This is a genomic window from Pseudomonas fluorescens, from assembly GCF_019212185.1.
Taxonomy (GTDB): Bacteria; Pseudomonadota; Gammaproteobacteria; order Pseudomonadales; family Pseudomonadaceae; genus Aquipseudomonas.
In genome coordinates, this window is sequence record NZ_CP078138.1 from 3,074,206 (window position 1) to 3,091,530 (window position 17,325).

Annotated in this window: 16 protein-coding genes; 4 read left to right on the plus strand and 12 right to left on the minus strand. The window is 57.2% G+C overall.

Translation table 11 applies throughout. The features are described 5' to 3' along the window. Positions 1 to 9: 9 nt before the first annotated feature. Positions 10 to 2,223 (plus strand): autotransporter outer membrane beta-barrel domain-containing protein, encoded by a 2,214-nt coding sequence (locus KW062_RS13955; protein ID WP_105755826.1) that lies wholly within the window; start codon positions 10 to 12, stop codon positions 2,221 to 2,223. 120 nt (positions 2,224 to 2,343) lie between these two features. Then, on the plus strand, positions 2,344 to 3,849 hold the full coding sequence (locus KW062_RS13960; RefSeq protein WP_105755827.1) for a hypothetical protein: 1,506 nt from the start codon (positions 2,344 to 2,346) through the stop codon (positions 3,847 to 3,849). A gap of 41 nt (positions 3,850 to 3,890) precedes the next feature. On the opposite strand, the gene KW062_RS13965 is transcribed toward KW062_RS13960, so the two are convergent. The 10 genes from KW062_RS13965 to KW062_RS14010 all read right to left on the minus strand — a co-directional run bounded on the left by KW062_RS13965 (position 3,891) and on the right by KW062_RS14010 (position 13,353). After that, positions 3,891 to 4,994 carry a fimbrial protein gene (locus KW062_RS13965; RefSeq protein ID WP_158261856.1) on the minus strand — a complete coding sequence of 368 codons (1,104 nt, stop codon included), beginning with the start codon at positions 4,992 to 4,994 and terminating at the stop codon, positions 3,891 to 3,893. A 42-nt stretch (positions 4,995 to 5,036) separates the two neighbouring features. After that, a complete protein-coding gene (locus KW062_RS13970) occupies positions 5,037 to 7,550 on the minus strand; it encodes a fimbria/pilus outer membrane usher protein (protein WP_105755829.1) in 2,514 nt (837 codons plus the stop codon). A gap of 37 nt (positions 7,551 to 7,587) precedes the next feature. Continuing rightward, positions 7,588 to 8,343, minus strand: coding sequence for a fimbrial biogenesis chaperone (locus KW062_RS13975; protein WP_105755830.1), 756 nt, complete (start codon positions 8,341 to 8,343; stop codon positions 7,588 to 7,590). 105 nt (positions 8,344 to 8,448) lie between these two features. Continuing rightward, positions 8,449 to 9,003 carry a fimbrial protein gene (locus tag KW062_RS13980; protein WP_105755831.1) on the minus strand — a complete coding sequence of 185 codons (555 nt, stop codon included), beginning with the start codon at positions 9,001 to 9,003 and terminating at the stop codon, positions 8,449 to 8,451. 232 nt (positions 9,004 to 9,235) lie between these two features. After that, positions 9,236 to 9,739 (minus strand): hypothetical protein, encoded by a 504-nt coding sequence (locus KW062_RS13985; RefSeq protein WP_218424846.1) that lies wholly within the window; start codon positions 9,737 to 9,739, stop codon positions 9,236 to 9,238. 10 nt (positions 9,740 to 9,749) lie between these two features. Then, positions 9,750 to 10,394: an RHS repeat-associated core domain-containing protein gene (locus KW062_RS13990; protein WP_218424848.1), complete on the minus strand. Its 645-nt coding sequence runs from the start codon at positions 10,392 to 10,394 to the stop codon at positions 9,750 to 9,752. 66 nt (positions 10,395 to 10,460) lie between these two features. Continuing rightward, positions 10,461 to 10,625: a hypothetical protein gene (locus tag KW062_RS13995; RefSeq protein ID WP_218424850.1), complete on the minus strand. Its 165-nt coding sequence runs from the start codon at positions 10,623 to 10,625 to the stop codon at positions 10,461 to 10,463. Further along, complete coding sequence (locus KW062_RS14000; protein ID WP_218424866.1) at positions 10,619 to 11,206, minus strand: hypothetical protein; 588 nt, start codon at positions 11,204 to 11,206, stop codon at positions 10,619 to 10,621. Before KW062_RS14000 ends, KW062_RS13995 begins: the two co-directional genes overlap by 7 nt. Then, positions 11,109 to 12,404 carry an RHS repeat protein gene (locus KW062_RS14005; protein WP_218424852.1) on the minus strand — a complete coding sequence of 432 codons (1,296 nt, stop codon included), beginning with the start codon at positions 12,402 to 12,404 and terminating at the stop codon, positions 11,109 to 11,111. The genes KW062_RS14000 and KW062_RS14005 overlap by 98 nt, the downstream gene beginning before the upstream one ends. Then, positions 12,295 to 13,353: a hypothetical protein gene (locus tag KW062_RS14010; RefSeq protein ID WP_218424853.1), complete on the minus strand. Its 1,059-nt coding sequence runs from the start codon at positions 13,351 to 13,353 to the stop codon at positions 12,295 to 12,297. The genes KW062_RS14005 and KW062_RS14010 overlap by 110 nt, the downstream gene beginning before the upstream one ends. Before the next feature lie 13 nt (positions 13,354 to 13,366). Between KW062_RS14010 and KW062_RS14015 the strand changes: the two genes are divergently transcribed. Further along, a complete protein-coding gene (locus tag KW062_RS14015; protein ID WP_218424855.1) occupies positions 13,367 to 13,846 on the plus strand; it encodes a hypothetical protein in 480 nt (159 codons plus the stop codon). A 380-nt stretch (positions 13,847 to 14,226) separates the two neighbouring features. Here KW062_RS14015 and KW062_RS14020 read toward each other — a convergent pair whose 3' ends face one another. Beyond that, positions 14,227 to 14,745, minus strand: coding sequence for a hypothetical protein (locus tag KW062_RS14020; RefSeq protein ID WP_105756106.1), 519 nt, complete (start codon positions 14,743 to 14,745; stop codon positions 14,227 to 14,229). Positions 14,746 to 14,909: 164 nt separating this feature from the next. Next, positions 14,910 to 15,287 carry a hypothetical protein gene (locus KW062_RS14025; protein WP_105756105.1) on the minus strand — a complete coding sequence of 126 codons (378 nt, stop codon included), beginning with the start codon at positions 15,285 to 15,287 and terminating at the stop codon, positions 14,910 to 14,912. A 203-nt stretch (positions 15,288 to 15,490) separates the two neighbouring features. Here KW062_RS14025 and KW062_RS14030 point away from each other — a divergent pair, with 203 nt between their 5' ends. Further along, positions 15,491 to 17,296 (plus strand): hypothetical protein, encoded by a 1,806-nt coding sequence (locus tag KW062_RS14030; protein WP_105756104.1) that lies wholly within the window; start codon positions 15,491 to 15,493, stop codon positions 17,294 to 17,296. Positions 17,297 to 17,325 lie beyond the last annotated feature (29 nt).

The following is a 17,325-nucleotide window of genomic DNA, read 5'->3' on the forward strand; positions in this document are numbered from 1 at the left end:
GAGCTCTAAATGCCTACAGATCCGACCTTCGCCATGACCCCTCTAGCGCGTCTGCTCAAACTCGCGACGCTCACGCCACTGCTGTTGATCAGCCCATGCGTTCTGGCACAAGTAGTTGATAACAGGGCATTGACTATCGACGCCACTGCTCCAGCGAAAGAGGACTACCAGGTACGAAACGCGGGCAGCCTGACGGCCAACGGTGCCAGAACCGCGCAGATTCGTGCGCAAACGGGGTCGAGCCTGCAGCTCAATAACACCCAGGTTACTGCGTTGGGGAGCGCCAATGGCGTCGATCTGTCCGCCAGTGAAGCAACGATCAGCAACAAGAGCACCGTGGTGAGCACCACCACGGGCTTGCGTCTGGCCCATACGCCGCTTGGAGGCTCGAAAGCGACCGTCAATGATAGCCAGATTACGGGTGGCGCAGTGGGGGCCAGTGTCAGCGCACAAAGCCAATTGATCCTTGAGAACCAGTCCAGGGTGACCGGCAGTAATGCCGACGGCGTCGGGGTTCGGAGTTTCGGCGGCAGTATTTCAGCCACCGAAAGCAGCATTACCGGCGGGCTGAACGGTATCTTCCTGTTCGCCGACCAGGCACTGCCGGCCGACAATGCCCTGGTGCTCGACAAGTCCCATGTCGAAGGCATCACCGGTTCGGCCATCGTGGTCGATGGCCAGACCCAGACCAACACCGAACAGGTCAATATTCAGGTCAACAACGGTTCTACGCTCAAGGGCGGCAACGGCACTCTATTAGAGGTTATCAACGGCTCATCGGCCAATTTCAATGTTGATAACAGTCATCTGGTGGGCGACGTGATTGTGGCCGATGGCGCCAGCGCCAATGTCGCCCTTGACCACTCCGCGACGTTGACCGGGCGCCTGGAAAATGTGCAGAACCTGTCGATCAGCAATGAGGCCCGCTGGGTGATGGTCGGTGACGGTCAGGTGCAGAACCTGACGTTGAACGGCGGCGGCGTGCAGTTCGGTAATCCGGGCCAGTATTTCAACCTGTCGGTGGAAACGCTCTCGGGCGAGGGCGGTACGTTCCATATGCACAACGACTTCACCACGGGCCAGGTCGACACCTTGACCGTCACGGGCAATGCCAGCGGCAACCATGTGATCGCGCTCGATAGCCAGGGCACAGAGCCGGTGGGTGCGGGGTCGACCTCGGTGGTCCATATCGGTTCGGGCGACGCAACCTTCGCCCTCAAGGACGGTGCCGTGGACCTCGGTGCCTTTTCCTACGACCTGATCAAGCAGGGCGACAACGACTGGGTGCTCAATTCCGCCAGCCGCGTCATCAGCCCGGGCACGCAATCGGTCATGGCCCTGTTTGATGCCTCGACCACGGTCTGGTACGGCGAACTCAGCACCTTGCGCACTCGCATGGGCGAAGTGCGCATGGATCAAGGCAAGGCCGGCGGCTGGATCAGGGCCTATGGCAACAAGTACAACGTCAGCGAAAGCTCCGGCGTGGCCTACAAACAAACCCAGCAAGGCCTGTCGTTCGGCGCCGACGCGCCGCTGCCGGTGGGGGATGGGCAATGGTTGTTCGGTGTGCTGGGCGGCTACAGCAAGTCTGACCTGGACCTCAGCCGGGGCACCACGGGCGAAGTCGACAGCTACTCCCTGGGCCTATACACCACCTGGCTCGATGCACAAAGTGGCTACTACTTCGATGGTGTCCTGAAGTACAACCGCTTCCAGAACGAGTCTGACGTGCGACTCAGTGACGGCAAAAAAGCCAAGGGCGACTACGACACCAACGGTATCGGAGCGTCACTGGAGTTTGGTCGGCATATCAAGCTGGCGAACGATTACTTTGTCGAGCCCTTCGCGCAGATGAACGCGGTGAGTATCGATGGAGCAAGTTACACCCTGGATAACGGCCTTTCCGCCAAAGGTGACCGGGTGCATTCGTTGCTGGGTAAAGTTGGTGCAACGGTGGGACGTAACTTTGTATTGGGTGAAGGAAAAGTCGTGCAGCCGTATCTGCGCACGGCCTATGTCCATGAATTCGCCACAGACAGCGACGTCGAGGTCAACACCAATCGCTTCAACTCCGATCTTTCCGGATCCCGCGGTGAGCTGGGGGCGGGTATTGCCATGAAAGTGACGGACCGTGTAGCGATTCATGCTGACTTCGATTACAGCAACGGCGACAAGATCGAACAGCCATGGGGTGCCAACGTGGGTGTGCGTTACAGCTGGTAATTGCATCACGTGCTGCTGCCCGTCATGGACGATGGGCCTGTCACCGGTTCAACGTTCTTTTGTCGCTTGAGTGGGACACATGCGCGGTCTCCTTCAGGCTTTATCCGAGGAGTCTTGTTCATGGTCACGCTCAACGATACGCCGCGCTCTTTTAACCCCACGGCACCCAAGCCTGAGGTGAAAGAGTTGCTGCCTGATGTTCCATCTGGCCAGCCCGGCTTGTTACCGGAGGCGGCGACTCGTGCCGACCTGAAGGTCTGGTTCACTGTCCCTCAGTATTCCGATCCGGCCATGGCCGAGGAAAAGGTTGAACTGTTCGTTGACGGTCAAGACGTCGCGATAACGACCCGGTATTGGAATGCACCGATTACTGATTCCGATCGTTATCTGTTGTTGTCGAGCGATTGGTTGCGCAAGAATGATGGGGAGCATCGACTTCACTACAAGACAACGATCTACAACGGCGCAGAAAACCAATCCTTTGATCTGACGATCACGCTCGACACCCGCGCGCCTGTACTGGCGACTGCCAGCACACCGATTCTCCCTTCCGAAGTTATCCCGCCCAATGAGTTAACGGCGTATTACCTTGAAGACGAAGACAAGGTATGGGTAGAAATTCCCCGTTACGACAAACCTGAAGTGGGTGACATCATCACTTGGTATTGGGATCGGAGCGCCTCCGGAACGACGAAAGGCGGGACCTGGGAACTGACCGCACTGGACTTGGACAAGCCCTTATCCTTTTATGTTGACGGCGACTGGATCCGTCTTCAGCAGGATGGCGATCGTTTCATCTGGTACACGGTGGCGGATCGGGCAGGCAACCCTCCGAATGGGCAATCTGCAGTCCAACCGTTGTTTGTCAAGGCACAACCCATCCCCCGAAATTTACCGCCACCGAAAGTGGTTGAAACTGGCGCTACAGGCTGGCCGAGCAGTGGCACGTTGAACCCCGTCAATGCGGTCAATGGCGTCAAGGTGATTCTTAACCCGGCGTCGGTCATCTATCCCGATGAAGTGCCTCAGGTACGCTGGGGCAAAGAAGGAGAGTTGGGGTATTACCTCGCCGATCCGATCGAGGAAGGTGTCTGGGAGTATCAAATTCCCAAAGCTTACATGGCCCCACATTTCGGCAAAGTGGTGCCGGTGGTTTATCAGTTCAAGGATAAAAAAGGCGAGTTGCACGAGTCGGCCGCGTTCACCCTGACGGTCAGTCAGTATCCAAGAGACAGGCTTGCAGCTCCTCAGTGTGCAGAGGGCTCACCTTTGAGCATGGCCTTGGTGCCATCCGAGGGCGCCAGCATCACTATGATCGCGTGGCCGTTTATCGCGGCAGGTCAACAGCTGATCATCAGGGTCGAGGGTCGGGAAGACGCCACCGGAGACCTCATCAATCAGATGGTATTGGATCGGCACGTGGTCACCGCTGGACAAGTCTCGACCGGAATCATCAAGGGGCAGGCGTTGGTAACAAAGGCATTTCTGCAGAAAATCAGGCTCAACACAAATCTGGTCGTCAAAGCTTACGTCAGTTACGACAACGGCCAGACCTGGAATGGCAGCAGCGCGCCCAATCCGAATACCCAGCATTTTCCCTGGCTGTCGCCAAGGCTGATTGCCTGACGTGGAAAAGGCGCAAGCCCCGGTCGGGGCTTGCGCGGACATTACTGATAGGTGACGGTAAATGCCAGGGAGCCTTTGGCCGCGCCGGCACCGATATCGACTCGATCGGCGGTCTGATAAAAACGGGCCGTAAAAGGAAGTACGGTCGTACCCGTAGGGTTGATGGCTATCAGGGGAACTTCAGTGCCAAGGGCGACAGGGGTGATTGCATCGTCGCGCAGGATCTGAATGCCCAGGCCCTTCGCCGTCGAGCCTGTCCCCAGGGTGAACACTCCATCACTGCCATCCGTCACCGGCACCGAGCCATTGGCCCCGTCGAGGCGAATGTGAGCCGTGGCGACGTTGCCGCCACTGGGGTCCCCCTCACAATCGCTCAGGGTGATAGTGAAAGGCTTGGGCGAGGTGGTGAAGCCAATGTGGGTAAAGTCCGTAGTCGGCCAGGTTCCCAACTGCACGGGGTCGGCACTGACCGGATTGGCAAGCGCCGTGCACTGCGACTGAATGACGGTGCCGCGGACATCGTAGTTGAACACCGTATTGAGCCCCGTCAGGCTTCCGCTGAACAAGCGGGTGCTGAAACTTTGCGGTCCAGGCAGGATCGGTCCGGTCTTGACCAGCGTCAAGTAGTTGTACAGCGACGCCAGGGGGATGGCAGTGAAAATCTGGTGATTGGCCTCTGCGGCGAACGGGACGACAGGCGCGCCAATGGGCCGAAACGAGTTCTCAGGGCCGCCCTCGAACGGAAATCCAAGCCGGACTCTGGCGCCAATGCCGTTGTTGATCCCGGTGTTCATCACCTTGCCATTGATGTCCTCGCCATTGAGCGGTGGCAACGTACCGGGAAAAATGGGTGCAATGGGTGTTGCCTCAAACCTCAAGCGCGCATTGCCATCGTTGAAGCAAGTGATCGACAAGCCTTCGCTATTGTTGGTGAAGAAAAACTTGTCGAAGGTTCCGATCAGGCTCCCCGGCCGTGAGTCTCGAGGCACGTAGACATTGCCCACGTTGACACTGAATGTCATCAGGCCGGGCGCTGATCCCCAATGACAGCCGTTAACGTTTCCGGGCGCTGCTACAGCCGTTTGCGTCATGACGCCGACAGCCAGCGCCGTCAGCGCGGTGAGATGTCGTACCGTCGCATTCATGTTCTGTTTCCTGGATAGGAGGGGAATGTGGCTTTCATTCATTTAAATGCACGTCACTTGCTGCAGGCGATATCCCTGAGCCTCATCCATGGTCTGCGGGTCAATGTTGAGCTGGCAGGATTGCTCGACCTCATCGCCCCAGCGCACATCGAGTCGTTGCGGCTCGGCACTGGTGGCAAGCATGAACTGGCCTGCCTGTCCGACAACTCCGATCGTTTCGCCCTCACTGTTGCTGATGTGGGCTCCAAACGGCAGTGGAAGGCCGCCGGTGGTGTGCCCGGTGATGAGCAAGCGCTGGATTTTGCGTGCGTCGAAGCGGGTCTTGACCACTGCGCCTCGACGCGGCACCACCTGGCTGGTGCCATTGTCGATTTCAATTTCGGGGCCCAATTGGTCCGTTTCAAGCTCGATCCGGTTGACTCGATAGGGCCTCAGGTAAGGCACTAACGCATAGCCGCGTTCATTGGTCCGCACTCCGGAGGCGTTGGCGATACCCACGCCGGCAATACCGGGCACTTCGACCAGTCCGGCCGTTTCACCCAGGTACGGCCCCAATTCGAGCCCGTCCGAGTGCAGCAACAACGCGCCGCTGGCGTTCAAAGAAACGCTGCGGTAATCGTTGCCTTGAGTCACGCCCGCGCCAAGACTTCCCTGGGGAATCTGGTAGCCGACGGCCAGGGACGCGGATTGCTGATGCAGATCGTCCCTGGCCAGTGACGCCCGGTAATTCAGTTGGCTGTCATCGGCGGTGCCGCTCAGGCTGGCGCGCTGACTGAACGTATTGGCGCTTTTTTGCAGATCAAAGGTGGCTGTACTGGAACGCCCGAAATCCACCGGCATCGACACACTCAAGCCCATTTGCCGATCACTGCTACCGTTGCGGTCGCTGAGTGACTGACTGGCGAACAGGTTGTAGCTGATGCCTTGATGATGAGTGTTGAAGTTGAATTGAAACTGACGACGTTCATAGTCGCTGCGCCAGTAGTCTTCCTGGGACAGCGTCAGGTTCAGCGAACTTTGCTTGCCAATATTCTGGAAAACCGAAGCCTCCAGGCGGCTGCGGCGGCTGCCGTGATAGGCCGAGTCGCGACTGCGCTGCCGCACGGCTTCGTCGAAGTCGCGATAGCCTTCGGTGGAATAGCGATAACCGGCAAAGCGCAGATTGGTTCGGCTCTGAAACGCCTTTCCATACTTGATTGCATAGCTCATGCCTTGCGTCGAGGACGCGTCAGAGGTATCGACCTCGGCGGCGGAGTGGGTGACGTCGAAGGACAGCGCGCCGATCGCTCCCAGGTCCTTGCCAATACCGGCGTTGCCGGCACGGTAGAAGTCACTGGCCATCAAGCCGCCGTACAGCGTCGAGCCCCAATCGGTTCCCAGTGCCAGGGTACCTTGCCAAAGCAGCGGCTCCTCAAGGTTTGATGCGGTGTAGTAGCGCCCGACACTGGCGCTGTAGCGCCAGGTTCCTTCGCGTAGCAGGTTGCCGAGTGTGGCGTAGGGTTGGGTAAAGCGTCGGACCTGGCCATCGGCTTCGGTCAGTACGATCTCCAACTCGCCACTGCCGCCGGCGGTACTCAGGTCGTCGATCTCATAAGGGCCGGCACTGACGTAGGTGGAGTAGATCGGATAGCCGTTCTGCAGAATCTCCAGTTTGGCCCGGCTCAGCGCCACGCCGCGGATGACAGGCGCATAGCCCTGCAGCACATCGGGCAGCATGCCCTGGTCGGAACGCAGGACCACGCCCTTGAGTGGCAAGACTTTGAACGCGTCACCCGGCGTGGAGGTTTCACCCAGGGTCAGGTTGGCGTTCATCCCAGGCAAGTCCCGTTGGGCGTAGGCGTAGGCCCTGCTCCAGCTGCGACCTCCGTATTCATCCTGGCGCAGACTCTGATTGCTGCGCAAACGCCAGGGGCCCAGATTCAGACCGCTGTTGAAGTACAGGTCCTGACTGCTGGTGCTGCCAGAATGATTGCTGGAGCCCTGCTGGGCCGACGCCTGATAATTGACGAAGGCCGCGTTAATCCCGTAATCCCAGTGCTCGGGGTCTATCTGGCCGAGCATGTCGCGGCGCATGACGATTTGCGGAATGGAAACATCGAGGCGTAATGCACTGCCATCCAGTTCAGTTTTGGCGCTGGGAATCAGGCCAGCCAGATCGACGCAAGTCTGTTGCAACGATATCGGCTCGGCCAGGCTTTCTAGGCGAACCCCGAACTCTTCCAGCAATGATGCCGACAGGCAAGGCAAGAGCCGCTCTCCATCGGGGCTTGCTTCGAACTGAAGTTCCCGGTGCCCGAAAAATCGGGAATTGACTTGAATGTCGACCCAATAGCGACCGGGCCCCACGTCTGGTCGGTTGGCCAGCGCCGCCAAAGCCATTGCTCCTGCATCAGCGGCATGATCCGGGCTCTGACGCATGAAGCTGGCCTGGAATTCGTTGTTTGAATTCGCTTTGGCGAGCCTGATTTCCAGCAGCGCCGTGCTGCTGCCGAGAACGATCAGCGGGACAAAACGCAGGCGGCCGGCCGCCAGCCGATGTCCGGTTAAAAAAGTCATAAACGAAATCCTGACAAGGTAGGCAGTGAGCAGCTTCCTAAGGGGTCAGCTGGATCGGCAGGCGCAGTGGCGCGCTGTAACCGCCGTAGTCATTGATCGCGGAGAATTCCACGTGCAGGCCTGGACCGGCCTTGACGCCATTGAGGGTGTAGTGCTGGCTGGCAAATGGCTCGACCATGGGGGCGCTGGCCAGTTTTTGCTGCTGGCCATTGCCACTGACATCCAGACGACTGAAGGAAACGTGGAACGGAGTCGGGTTATGCACCTCGAGTTGCGCCTGGCCATTAACCTGACGGATTGACCATTGCAGATCCTTGAGGCGAGGGATCGGGTTGCCCTTGAGCTGCGTCGGTCGATAGAACAGTTTGATGCGAGTGCGCAGGGCGATGTTCAGGACATTGCCTTCGCTGGCGACGGCCTGAGGGATCTCCTGCACATTGAAATAGAACACTGACTCCCGATCCGTCGGGAGCGTATTGGGCAGTCCGTTGATCTGCACTTGCTGCTGCTTGCCGGGGTTCAGTCGAAACAAGGGCGGGGAGGGAATGAACGGCACGGCCGTGGTCGTATCGTCGGCTGCGGTGTTGACCCAGGTTTGTACGGCGAATGCCTTGTCGCTGGGGTTGGCGACAATGACGGACACACTGCGTTTGTCGCTGTCGAACACCACTCGGGTCGCACTGATGGTCAGGGCCGCGTGGCTGGAGGGTATATGGGCCGCGAGCATGAAAAAAGAGAGGCAGGCGCCCAAGGCTGGTCGGCAAGCGACAGCCTGTTTGATAGAGCCGAACATGAGAGAAGTACCTTTGGAATCCTGGGTGTGGAACGACCACCCAAGCGTGTTCAACGTGCTGCCGCCTGCACGTTCCAGGCGCTGTGCAGGCGGCAGCCAGGGCTATCAGTTCACGGCAACGCTGAACTGGATGTCTGCCGAGGCGACACCAGCGGTCACGGCTGCGGTCAGCGAGCGATAGGAGGCATTGAACCGCAGGTCGGTCGGGCGGTCGAAGGCGATCGGGTAATCGGCGCTTTCCACGCCGGAGGACAGCAGGGCACCTTTGGCGTCCCGCAGCGCGATGGCGACATTCTTGGCGCCATCCTGGTTCGGTGTGACCGAGAAGTAGAGTCCGCTGGCATCGGTAGGGCCGGTAAAGGTCACTTTCGCGACGTTGGGATTGGTTGGGTCCAGCGTGCAGCCGCTGCCACCCTTGACGCGCAGGACAAAACCTTTGCCCCCCAGTTCCTGACCGACAGCAGTGAAACGGCTGGCCTCAACCCCGACCATTTTCACCAGGTTGCCGATGGAGCCGTCACCAGGGTTGACCACGTCGATCGGGCATGTGCTGTTGGTGATCATGCCCTCGAAGTTGATCAACCCTGGGTTTGCGAATGCCTGAGTGCCAGCGAAGCTGGCTGCCAGACCCAGGGAAAGAGCCAGTAGAGATTTTTTCATGTCGATAATTCTTTTATTAATAAACGTTAACCGGCCTACAGGCGCGAGACGTTGCCGGGTGGTGTTGCAATGGAGGGGGATTGGCGTTGCGTGTCTCGGCGGGGGGATTCTAGGGAGGGGGGGGGGAGCGGGGGATATGAGATAACTCTCAGTTGTTGCGGCTGACCTGCAGTGTTCGAAGTAATCCCCATTAATGCAATAAAGATCATTGCATTAATGGGGTGCGACTTACTTAATTCCTCCTAAGTGCTAGCGTTCCACCGGCACCATTAAAAACGCCGGCGCCCGGCGGGGGGTAACTGTGACCTGCTGATCGTCTATATGCGTTTTGTCGAACGTCGGCCGTAAGCTCAGACTGAGCTTTGAAGCCCTTCATCGGTTTTGACGTGGTGAAGCTTTCAATTTGCTCAGGAATCGGGGGCGTAGGCGCTTGCAGCCTGTTCGAACTAAGAACCTGCTCGACATAGGCTTCACTTGTAGTGAAGGGGGCATCATTCGAGACCGAAATGCTGCCTCTGCGTAAAACATCATCGCTGTTTGAGAGTGTGGGTGCACTGGCTCTTCGCGCGACATCGGTCATGGTTGATTGGTTTCTTGTCGCTGCTTTGCCACGTTGCAGGATCGCGGGCGAGCTGTCACGGCGCGGTAGGTTAACAGTGGTGTTGAAGTGATTGTTGGTTGTATAAAATTTATTGGTTATTTTTGGGATTGCTTTAGGTTTTTTAATCAGTGACACAACCCCGGACCTACCGACGCCTGAAAGAAGGCCAATCATTGAAGCCCATACCGGCGACCTGCCCGAGGGCTTGTTTGTCCGAGTCGCTGTCGGTAGTCAACATTGCGAGACCGGCCGAAATCTGGGTTGTCCCGGCAAGTAATTGCACCGCGTTCCCGGTTGCCGCCCCGGATAGAGCTTCCACAAAGCCAAAAAATACATGGAACCACCCGGAATCAAAGAAGTGCCCGGTTGGGTCACTGAAGTTGATGGGGTCGCCGGCACAATACATGTAGGGATTGATCCCGCCAGCCCCGAACGGGCTGAGCGAATCGGGGCTGTGAAAGCGCATCAGGCAGGGGTTGTAGGCGCGATAGCCGCGGCCCAGCAAATACCACTGGGTAATGTCCTCGCACACTTCTCCATTGAACGCCATTCGGCTTCTCATCGTGCTGTTTGCATCGCGCTCACCATAGCCGCTGTAGGTCTCGGTTCGCAGCGTGGTTTGCTGGGTCTCGCCGATCACGCTGCTTTTGCCATCCGTCATCAGTAACAGGGTTTGTCCAGCGTCGTCGGGTTGCTGCTGCCCCAACGGTTGCCCCAGGCTGGCAAGGTACTGAGTGTGCGTCGGCCCTTGAACCGTGTCGCTAAGCCGATCGTTTTGATAGAAACGCAAGGTCTCGTTCTGCCCGGTGTTTTTTCACGCCGAACAAATGGTTGTGCGGGTCATAACGATAGTCGGTCAGGGCAACGCCATGTCTATCGCTGACAGCAACCAGGCGCGCCCCTGACTGTCATATTGCAGGCTGCGACCCTGTTCATCATTGAGCATGTTGCCGTTGGCGTCATACTCGAACTCTACGCTCTGCGGCAAGTAGGAAGGGTGAGTATGCGTGACCTTCAACAATTGGCAGGCATCATCGCTGCTGTAAGAAAACTCGGCCTCGTCGCGGCTGTCGTCCTTGAATGTCGTGCGGCACAGCGTGATGTTGTCCAGTGCATCGAACAGGAAAGTTGTTCGATGATTTCATTGCCATGGCGATCCCTGGGCAGTTCATCTCCCGAGCAGAGGTGCAGTTCCAAACGGCCACGCTGGTCATAACCGAACTCTTCCAGAAGCAGACTGCGTCCATCCGCTGTTTGCAGATGCCGGCTTTGCAAGCGATCGTCAGCTTGCCAGGTCTGGCGCAGAATGCGCGGCGGCTGGTCGTTTGGCGTGAGGGTGCGCAATGTCTCGCGGCCCAGATCGTCGTAGCCAAGTTCGGTGGTCAGGCTGGCCCCGGCCGACAAATCCCGACAAGTGGTACGCAGCAAGCGGCCTTGGGTGTCGTACTCGAATTGCGCCTGGATATACCCGTGGTCCAGGGTGTGGAGCCGGCCTGTGGTTTTTTCATAGAAGTATTGGCAATCGACATCGCCGACATCTTTGCGAATCAGCTGGCGACCGCCCCAACGAATGACGATAGTGATTGGTCCAGGTGTTGCCATCCACCCTCCATCGATGTTCTGTCACGTTGCCCGCACTGTCATAGTCAAAATCGTGCTGGCCCTGGCCATTGCTGGATGAACCCAGATAGGCCGTTTTCGGGTCGTAATGGAACCGCGATTGTTTATCTTCGATGGTTTCGATTCGGATCGGCTGTTCCGTCAGTTCAGGCACATAAAAATAATCGATGGCCTGGCCTGCGGGAGTCGTGCGTTTGCTGACCTGGAACTGGCTGCCACTGTATTCATAGGTTTCCACACGCGGGCCAACGTTGAGCTGAGTGAGTCGCTCAAGGCCGTCGAATGTTTGTGTTCCGACCCGGATGGGCTGCTGTCCGGCTTCGTTGGGAGTCACCTGGATCGTAATGGGTAACTCGCCAGTGCTATGGGGAGAATATTGTCGTGTCACCATCACGTCGTCTGGCAAGGTGCTCTTGATCATGCGATCGAACTCATCGTAGCCGTAACGGGTGGTACGGCTCAGGGCATCGGTTTCTTCGGTGCTGCGCCCCAGACCGTCGTAGCGGTAATGATGTTCGCTCAGTGGCTCGACGCGCGGGTCGTTCGGGTCATCACCCAAGGTATAACGCTTGACCCAGTCGGGCTTCTCGAACAGGTTATTCAGCGTGACAGTCTTGCCCATGCCCTCGATCCAAGTGGTGGTCACTTGCTTGACCGGGTCGGTGACTTCGTGTTCGAGCACACCGTCCGGGCGCAGCACGCTGCACTGCTCGCCCCACTGGTCGTAGGTGTAGCGACTGGTCAGGATCAGATCGTCGCGGGCCTGCGCACTGCACCAGTCGAGTTCGGTTTCCTCCTCCAATTGGCCGAGGGCGTTGTAGCGTGCGGAGTAGGTATCTCGAAACGCTTCGGCCTGGACGCCGCTGCGGTTGTCGGTGTCCTGGCGCTGCTCCTGGATCGCCCGGTTCAGGCCGTCGAACAGGGTGCGGGTCTGCACGCCCTTGACGTCGATGGCGATCTGGCTGGCCTGTTGCCCGTCGGCATTGGTCAAGGTGTAGCGGTAGTTGCGGGCGCCTTCATACAGGGCATCGCCAGGGGCCACGGTTTCGCTCAGCACCCGGTGCAAGCCATCATAGGTGTAGCGGATCCGCACGTCGTTGTCGTCTTGGGTCAGCAAGGGCTGACCATGCAGCAACGAATCTTCGCGGATGATGAACTTGCGCGTGTGTTTGCCACCCACGCCATGGTCGAAAAACGGTCAGGGTCTCGGTGGTCTGCAACACGGTTTCGCCCACTAAGGTGCTGTTGAGTTTTGCGTAGGCGTAGTCGGTAGTGGTAGTCAGGCCGTTGAGGGTCAGGGCCTGCTGCTGGCGCCGACCATGCAGTAACGGGTTGTCGGGCTGGTTGAAGGTCTGGTAGGCCAACTTTTGCAGCAGCTCTTCCCGGTTGCCGTTGACCTGATACAGAGCCTCTTCGGTCAACACCAGCCAGTCGTTGCTGACAGAGCCCCTGAGCGGTGGCATCAGGGGCGTAACGGTGACGGGGGTGCGCAACACCGGTGCACCGGCTTGTTGTCCAGTGGCCGGGGTCACGGTTTTCTCTCGCAGCGACCGCACGAAACCGCCCGGGTCGGGCGGGCATTCACCGGGCACTCCGCCAACTGGGAAGTAGCTGTAGGTTTCCTTGATGCCGTTGGCCTGCACCTGCTCGGTAAGGTTGCCGTGGGTGTCGAAACTGGTCAGCACCTTTTCCGAGCGCGCAGTGCTGCCAACACTCCAGCGGGTTTCCACGATTTTGGCCAACTGGCACTGCGGGCTTTGGTTGCTGAATGGCGCGTCAAGATTGTCATCGGCGTAGTAGGTGGTGAACACCTGATGCACCTTGTCACCCTGGGTGGTCTTTTCCTCGGTCAGCAGGTGAAAGCGGTTGAAGGTGCGCTCGATGCTGCGCACCGCCACACCGCCGGCGTAGTGGGTTTCGGTGGTGCCGTAGCGATAACGCTCGGTGATCTTGTAGAGGTTGTCCAGGCCGTCGTCGGTCCAACTGATGCTGGAGCCGTTGCCGATGAAGTTGAAGCTGCTGCCCGGCAGGTTGCTGTTGTCGTAGCTGTAGTGCACTTCCTGCGTCGGCTGGCCAAAGCCGGGGTGAATCGAATGTTTGAAGACCCTCGGCAAACGGCGCCCGCGCATTACCCGGAAAACCATGGCCGTTGCCGGCGTACTCGATGATTTCGTGGCCGCCGACTGGGGTCCACACCTCGGTGATGCAATGCAAGCCTTTCTCGGTTTGATACTTGAAGCGCCAGGACGCCTGTTCTTCGGTGGGCAACACCACTTCATACACTTCGTCGCCCGGCCCGCTGTTACGCAGCTTCATCACGAAGCGGGCCGCCGCGCCGCCGGGGGTGCCGTCTGGGCGCAGAAGCAATTCGATTTCGCTGTGACCGGGTTGCGGCAGATTGACTTGCACAAGCACCACGCCCTGGCCGTCGGTGACGGTGTGCAAGCGGCGCAGGCCGGAGCCGTAAGGCAGGTACGCCAGATTGATCTTGTAGCCTTCGGCGCTGTAAAGGGTTTCAGGCAGCGCCAGGCGACCCTCGAGCCGCAGCATTTCGGTCATGCCGGACTTGTGCACCACCCGATACAGCCCTGGGGCGTCCTCGTAAAAGAAGAAAACTTTTAATTTTCTGCTCTTGCATCTCCAGGCGGTTACCGACCATGTTGGTGACCTTGAAGGTCTCGCCGCTGGACAATGCCAGGACTTGGGTGCCGGGGTCGTATTGCGAGAGCTGGAGTTCCCAACCGAGACCGAAGCCGGTGTTCAAGGTATTGAGGGGGTTGAAGCCCAGTTTCAAGGGCAACACCGGGCCGCTGAGGTCGTTGCATTTTATTTCGGGTAAAGACAAGTTGACCGTATATTGCCCGGTGCGTGGATCAACCCCGGGTTGTACGAAACTGAGGAAGTTGAAAGCATTGGAATGCACAGCAGTGGACGCGGACATGAGAGGGGTCTCTAATTAAATTAATATTCGAGAGAGGGGTGAGCGGTCCTGAAGTGGAGGCTTATTCGTAGATGATCTCTACGCAGCTAAGTTTTTTGTTTACTCGGTCTTTTTCGGTAATGTCTTTCTTGATGAGTCTGATGCCAGGCTGGATGACGGTTCCTTCCGCCACATCAAAGAGTGCGTCCAGCCTGATGTCTCGTGTGGTAGTGGTGTTCTTTAGCGTTCTGAAAAAAAGTGTGAAGTTGTGAGTGTCATCAAAATGGCACCCTGAAGGCTCGCCGCTACGAAGATAACTCCAGAGTTTAATAGTGGCTGCTGATCGAACACCTTCAAGCCTGAGATAACTGATTTTATTGGGTTCGCAGGGGCGAATGCCTGGCCCGCCTGCGTAGTAACTGACCTCGAACATCTGTTGACGATCATCAGCGCGGCAATTGCTCTGGTTGTTGTCGTAAGTAAAGATGATTGATCCTGCGCTGTTGTTTATTTCATTGGGTGTGCCCGCTACTGAAGACGCGGTCTGCAACAGGCAGGCGAAAAAAAATAAAGCATGGAGAGTTGACTTGAAGGTTTCCATGGTGAGACCTCGTAAAGGAGAATTGAATGTTCTGTGTGAAGTCCAAATCAACGGGTTAATGGTTGTTTGTGCTCGCGGTCTGTTTCACTGCTGAGATTAAAAAAAGGCAGGCGTGTGGTGTTGTGAGTGTCGTAAAGTCGTGACTGAAGGTTGTTATACGTTGATTAGATACCCATTTGTATTGTTATGCGCGTTACCCATTTTACTTGGTGTGGCTTTCCTTCGGCGGCGGTGACACGAACTCCGGGCAATATGACAGTTCCTGGCGCGTGGGTTAATAGCGAGTGGACGGTAAATTTTTCAGTTGTAAAGGAGTTTTTGATGAGTCGGATTGTGACAGTGGCGCGAAAATCACCAGCGATCTCGAATGTAATCGTAACGGCTGAGCGGGCGCTTTCCAAGATGAGTGTATCATCCATGTTGATATTGCCCCGGGAGATGAAGTCAGACCATTCTTTTAACTCGTATTTATATTTGTTCGGGTCCTTGTCGAATACGATAAATCCGGAATTCATTGCTTTAGCTCCCGTATAAATGTGCATTGTTGGCACGCCTGAGTGGTCAGTTTTTTCAGTGGCAACTGTTCATTTAAAATAAGAATACCCCTGATTCCACTTCTGACAACCTAGCAGTTCTGATAGTGGGCAAGTCGATCAATCAGGCGTAAAAAATACTCCCAACACCTGTCATACGGTGCACACAAGAATCAGGGCGATGGCCCTACAATCAATGATGGAGCGTGGACATGACCGCGGCTAATCCAGCACCAAAAGTCCCCTTGAACGCGGATAACGCACTTGATCTTGATCAACTGGGAAGCAGGAATTTAGTCACCCACGTTTATTTTCCGGGTATCGATGCCGCCAAAGGAGGTTTTATTTATCCGAACTGGCGGGGGTGCACCGCGTCGGGTGATGCTGGCGATAATTTCGATAACGCCTGGCCAATCGACGACACCCTGGTGCCGGAAGGGTTACCGATAGAGTTCCCCAATGCCCTGTTGAAAGACCTGGATCAGGGCTGGGTGTTTTATTCGTATACAGTTCAATTGCCCGGCGAACCCTTGCCCAGTCCTGACGAGTCCAAACGTTTATTTTTCTATGTGGGCGTGCGAGCCTCGGCAACCACTCAGTTGCCGGTTCCGCAGATCAAGCAGTCCCACGGATTGGAACTGGACGCGGACCGCAATGTGCTGCCCAGCAACGGTGTATCGGTTTCAGTGCCGCCTTATGCAGCCATGGGCGAGGGTGACAAGGTCACGCTGAAATGGGTTGGCTTTACTGAAACCGGCGCGCGGCGCCCCTTGAGCCCGGTCTGGACAGTGACAAACGCCGATGTAGGGCGTCCTCTGACACGTCTGGTGGGTCGAACAGACGTCATGCTGCTCGAAAAAGGTCGTCTCGAGTTGCATTACGAAGTTGCCTACGCAGGTGGCGGCAACGTCACTATCTCGGCGCAGCAAAACTTCAGAATCGTCCCCCCGACTCAACCCTATTTGCCAGCCCCGGTCATTGATCGACATGGCGGTGGCCCGCTGGATCCGGAACTGTTTCCCGATGGCATCACGGTGCGAATCACGTTGTATCCGGGTGCCCTCAGTGGGGACGTTGTGACGCTCTACAGCAGTGTGGCGGCGGATATCGGCGCTCATGTGAGTATCAGAATCGATCCGTCGACGATCGACAGTGGTGTACTGACGTTCCACCTCGACCACGCCTGGCTATTGAGCAATAACGGCAAGAGTGCCGAACTACTCTATCAGTATGCCCGCTCCGGGCAGTCGTTGGCGGGCGACCCATTGTCCCTGCTGATTCGTAAACCCCTGGAACTGCCCCTACCGGAAATTGCCAACACCGCTCAGGAACCCGGTGACGATCCCAACGAGCGAATGATGGATGCTGGCGTCACCACGGCCGGCAGTCAGGCGAGCGTACCCGACGGCGCAGTGATTGGCGCAAATGATAGTGTGCATCTTCATTGGGGCAAGCCTGGCGAGCCAGGCCATGTGGCCATTCCCGTCGCGGCCGATCGAAAAACCTTCACCATCCCGAAAAACGCCATTGCGATGCACATGGGCGCAGGCGAGGGGGCCCGTGAGCGACTCAGCGTGTATTACCGCGTGGTGCCAAGCGGTGAACCTGCGGAAAACTATCAGGACTCCAAGTTTGTCTACCTGAAGGTCAAGCCGTTCCCGCAGAACCGCTTCCCGACCATCCAGTGTGAATTGGCACAGGGTACGGGCGGCAAACTATCTCTCGGATTGATCACGGATCCGCGAGGTGCAAAGTACAACCTTGCACAGTGGTCCTACCTGCACGAAGGACAGATTCTAAATATTAAAGTCATCAACAAGGATCATTACTTGCTGAAGGACTATGTCGTTACGGCTGCTGACGTTGGCAAGGTTAAAGAGTCGTGGTTGGCCAAGGACTTTCTTGTCAATCAAGTGGGGTTAAACAATAAGTTCAAAGTGTCTGTTACGGTGAGTTTTGACGGTGGACGAACCCACTTGTCATTTCCGGACTCTCCGGAGCTTACGTTGATCAATTGATTTGTACATCTATTGGCTGTGTTTTTTCT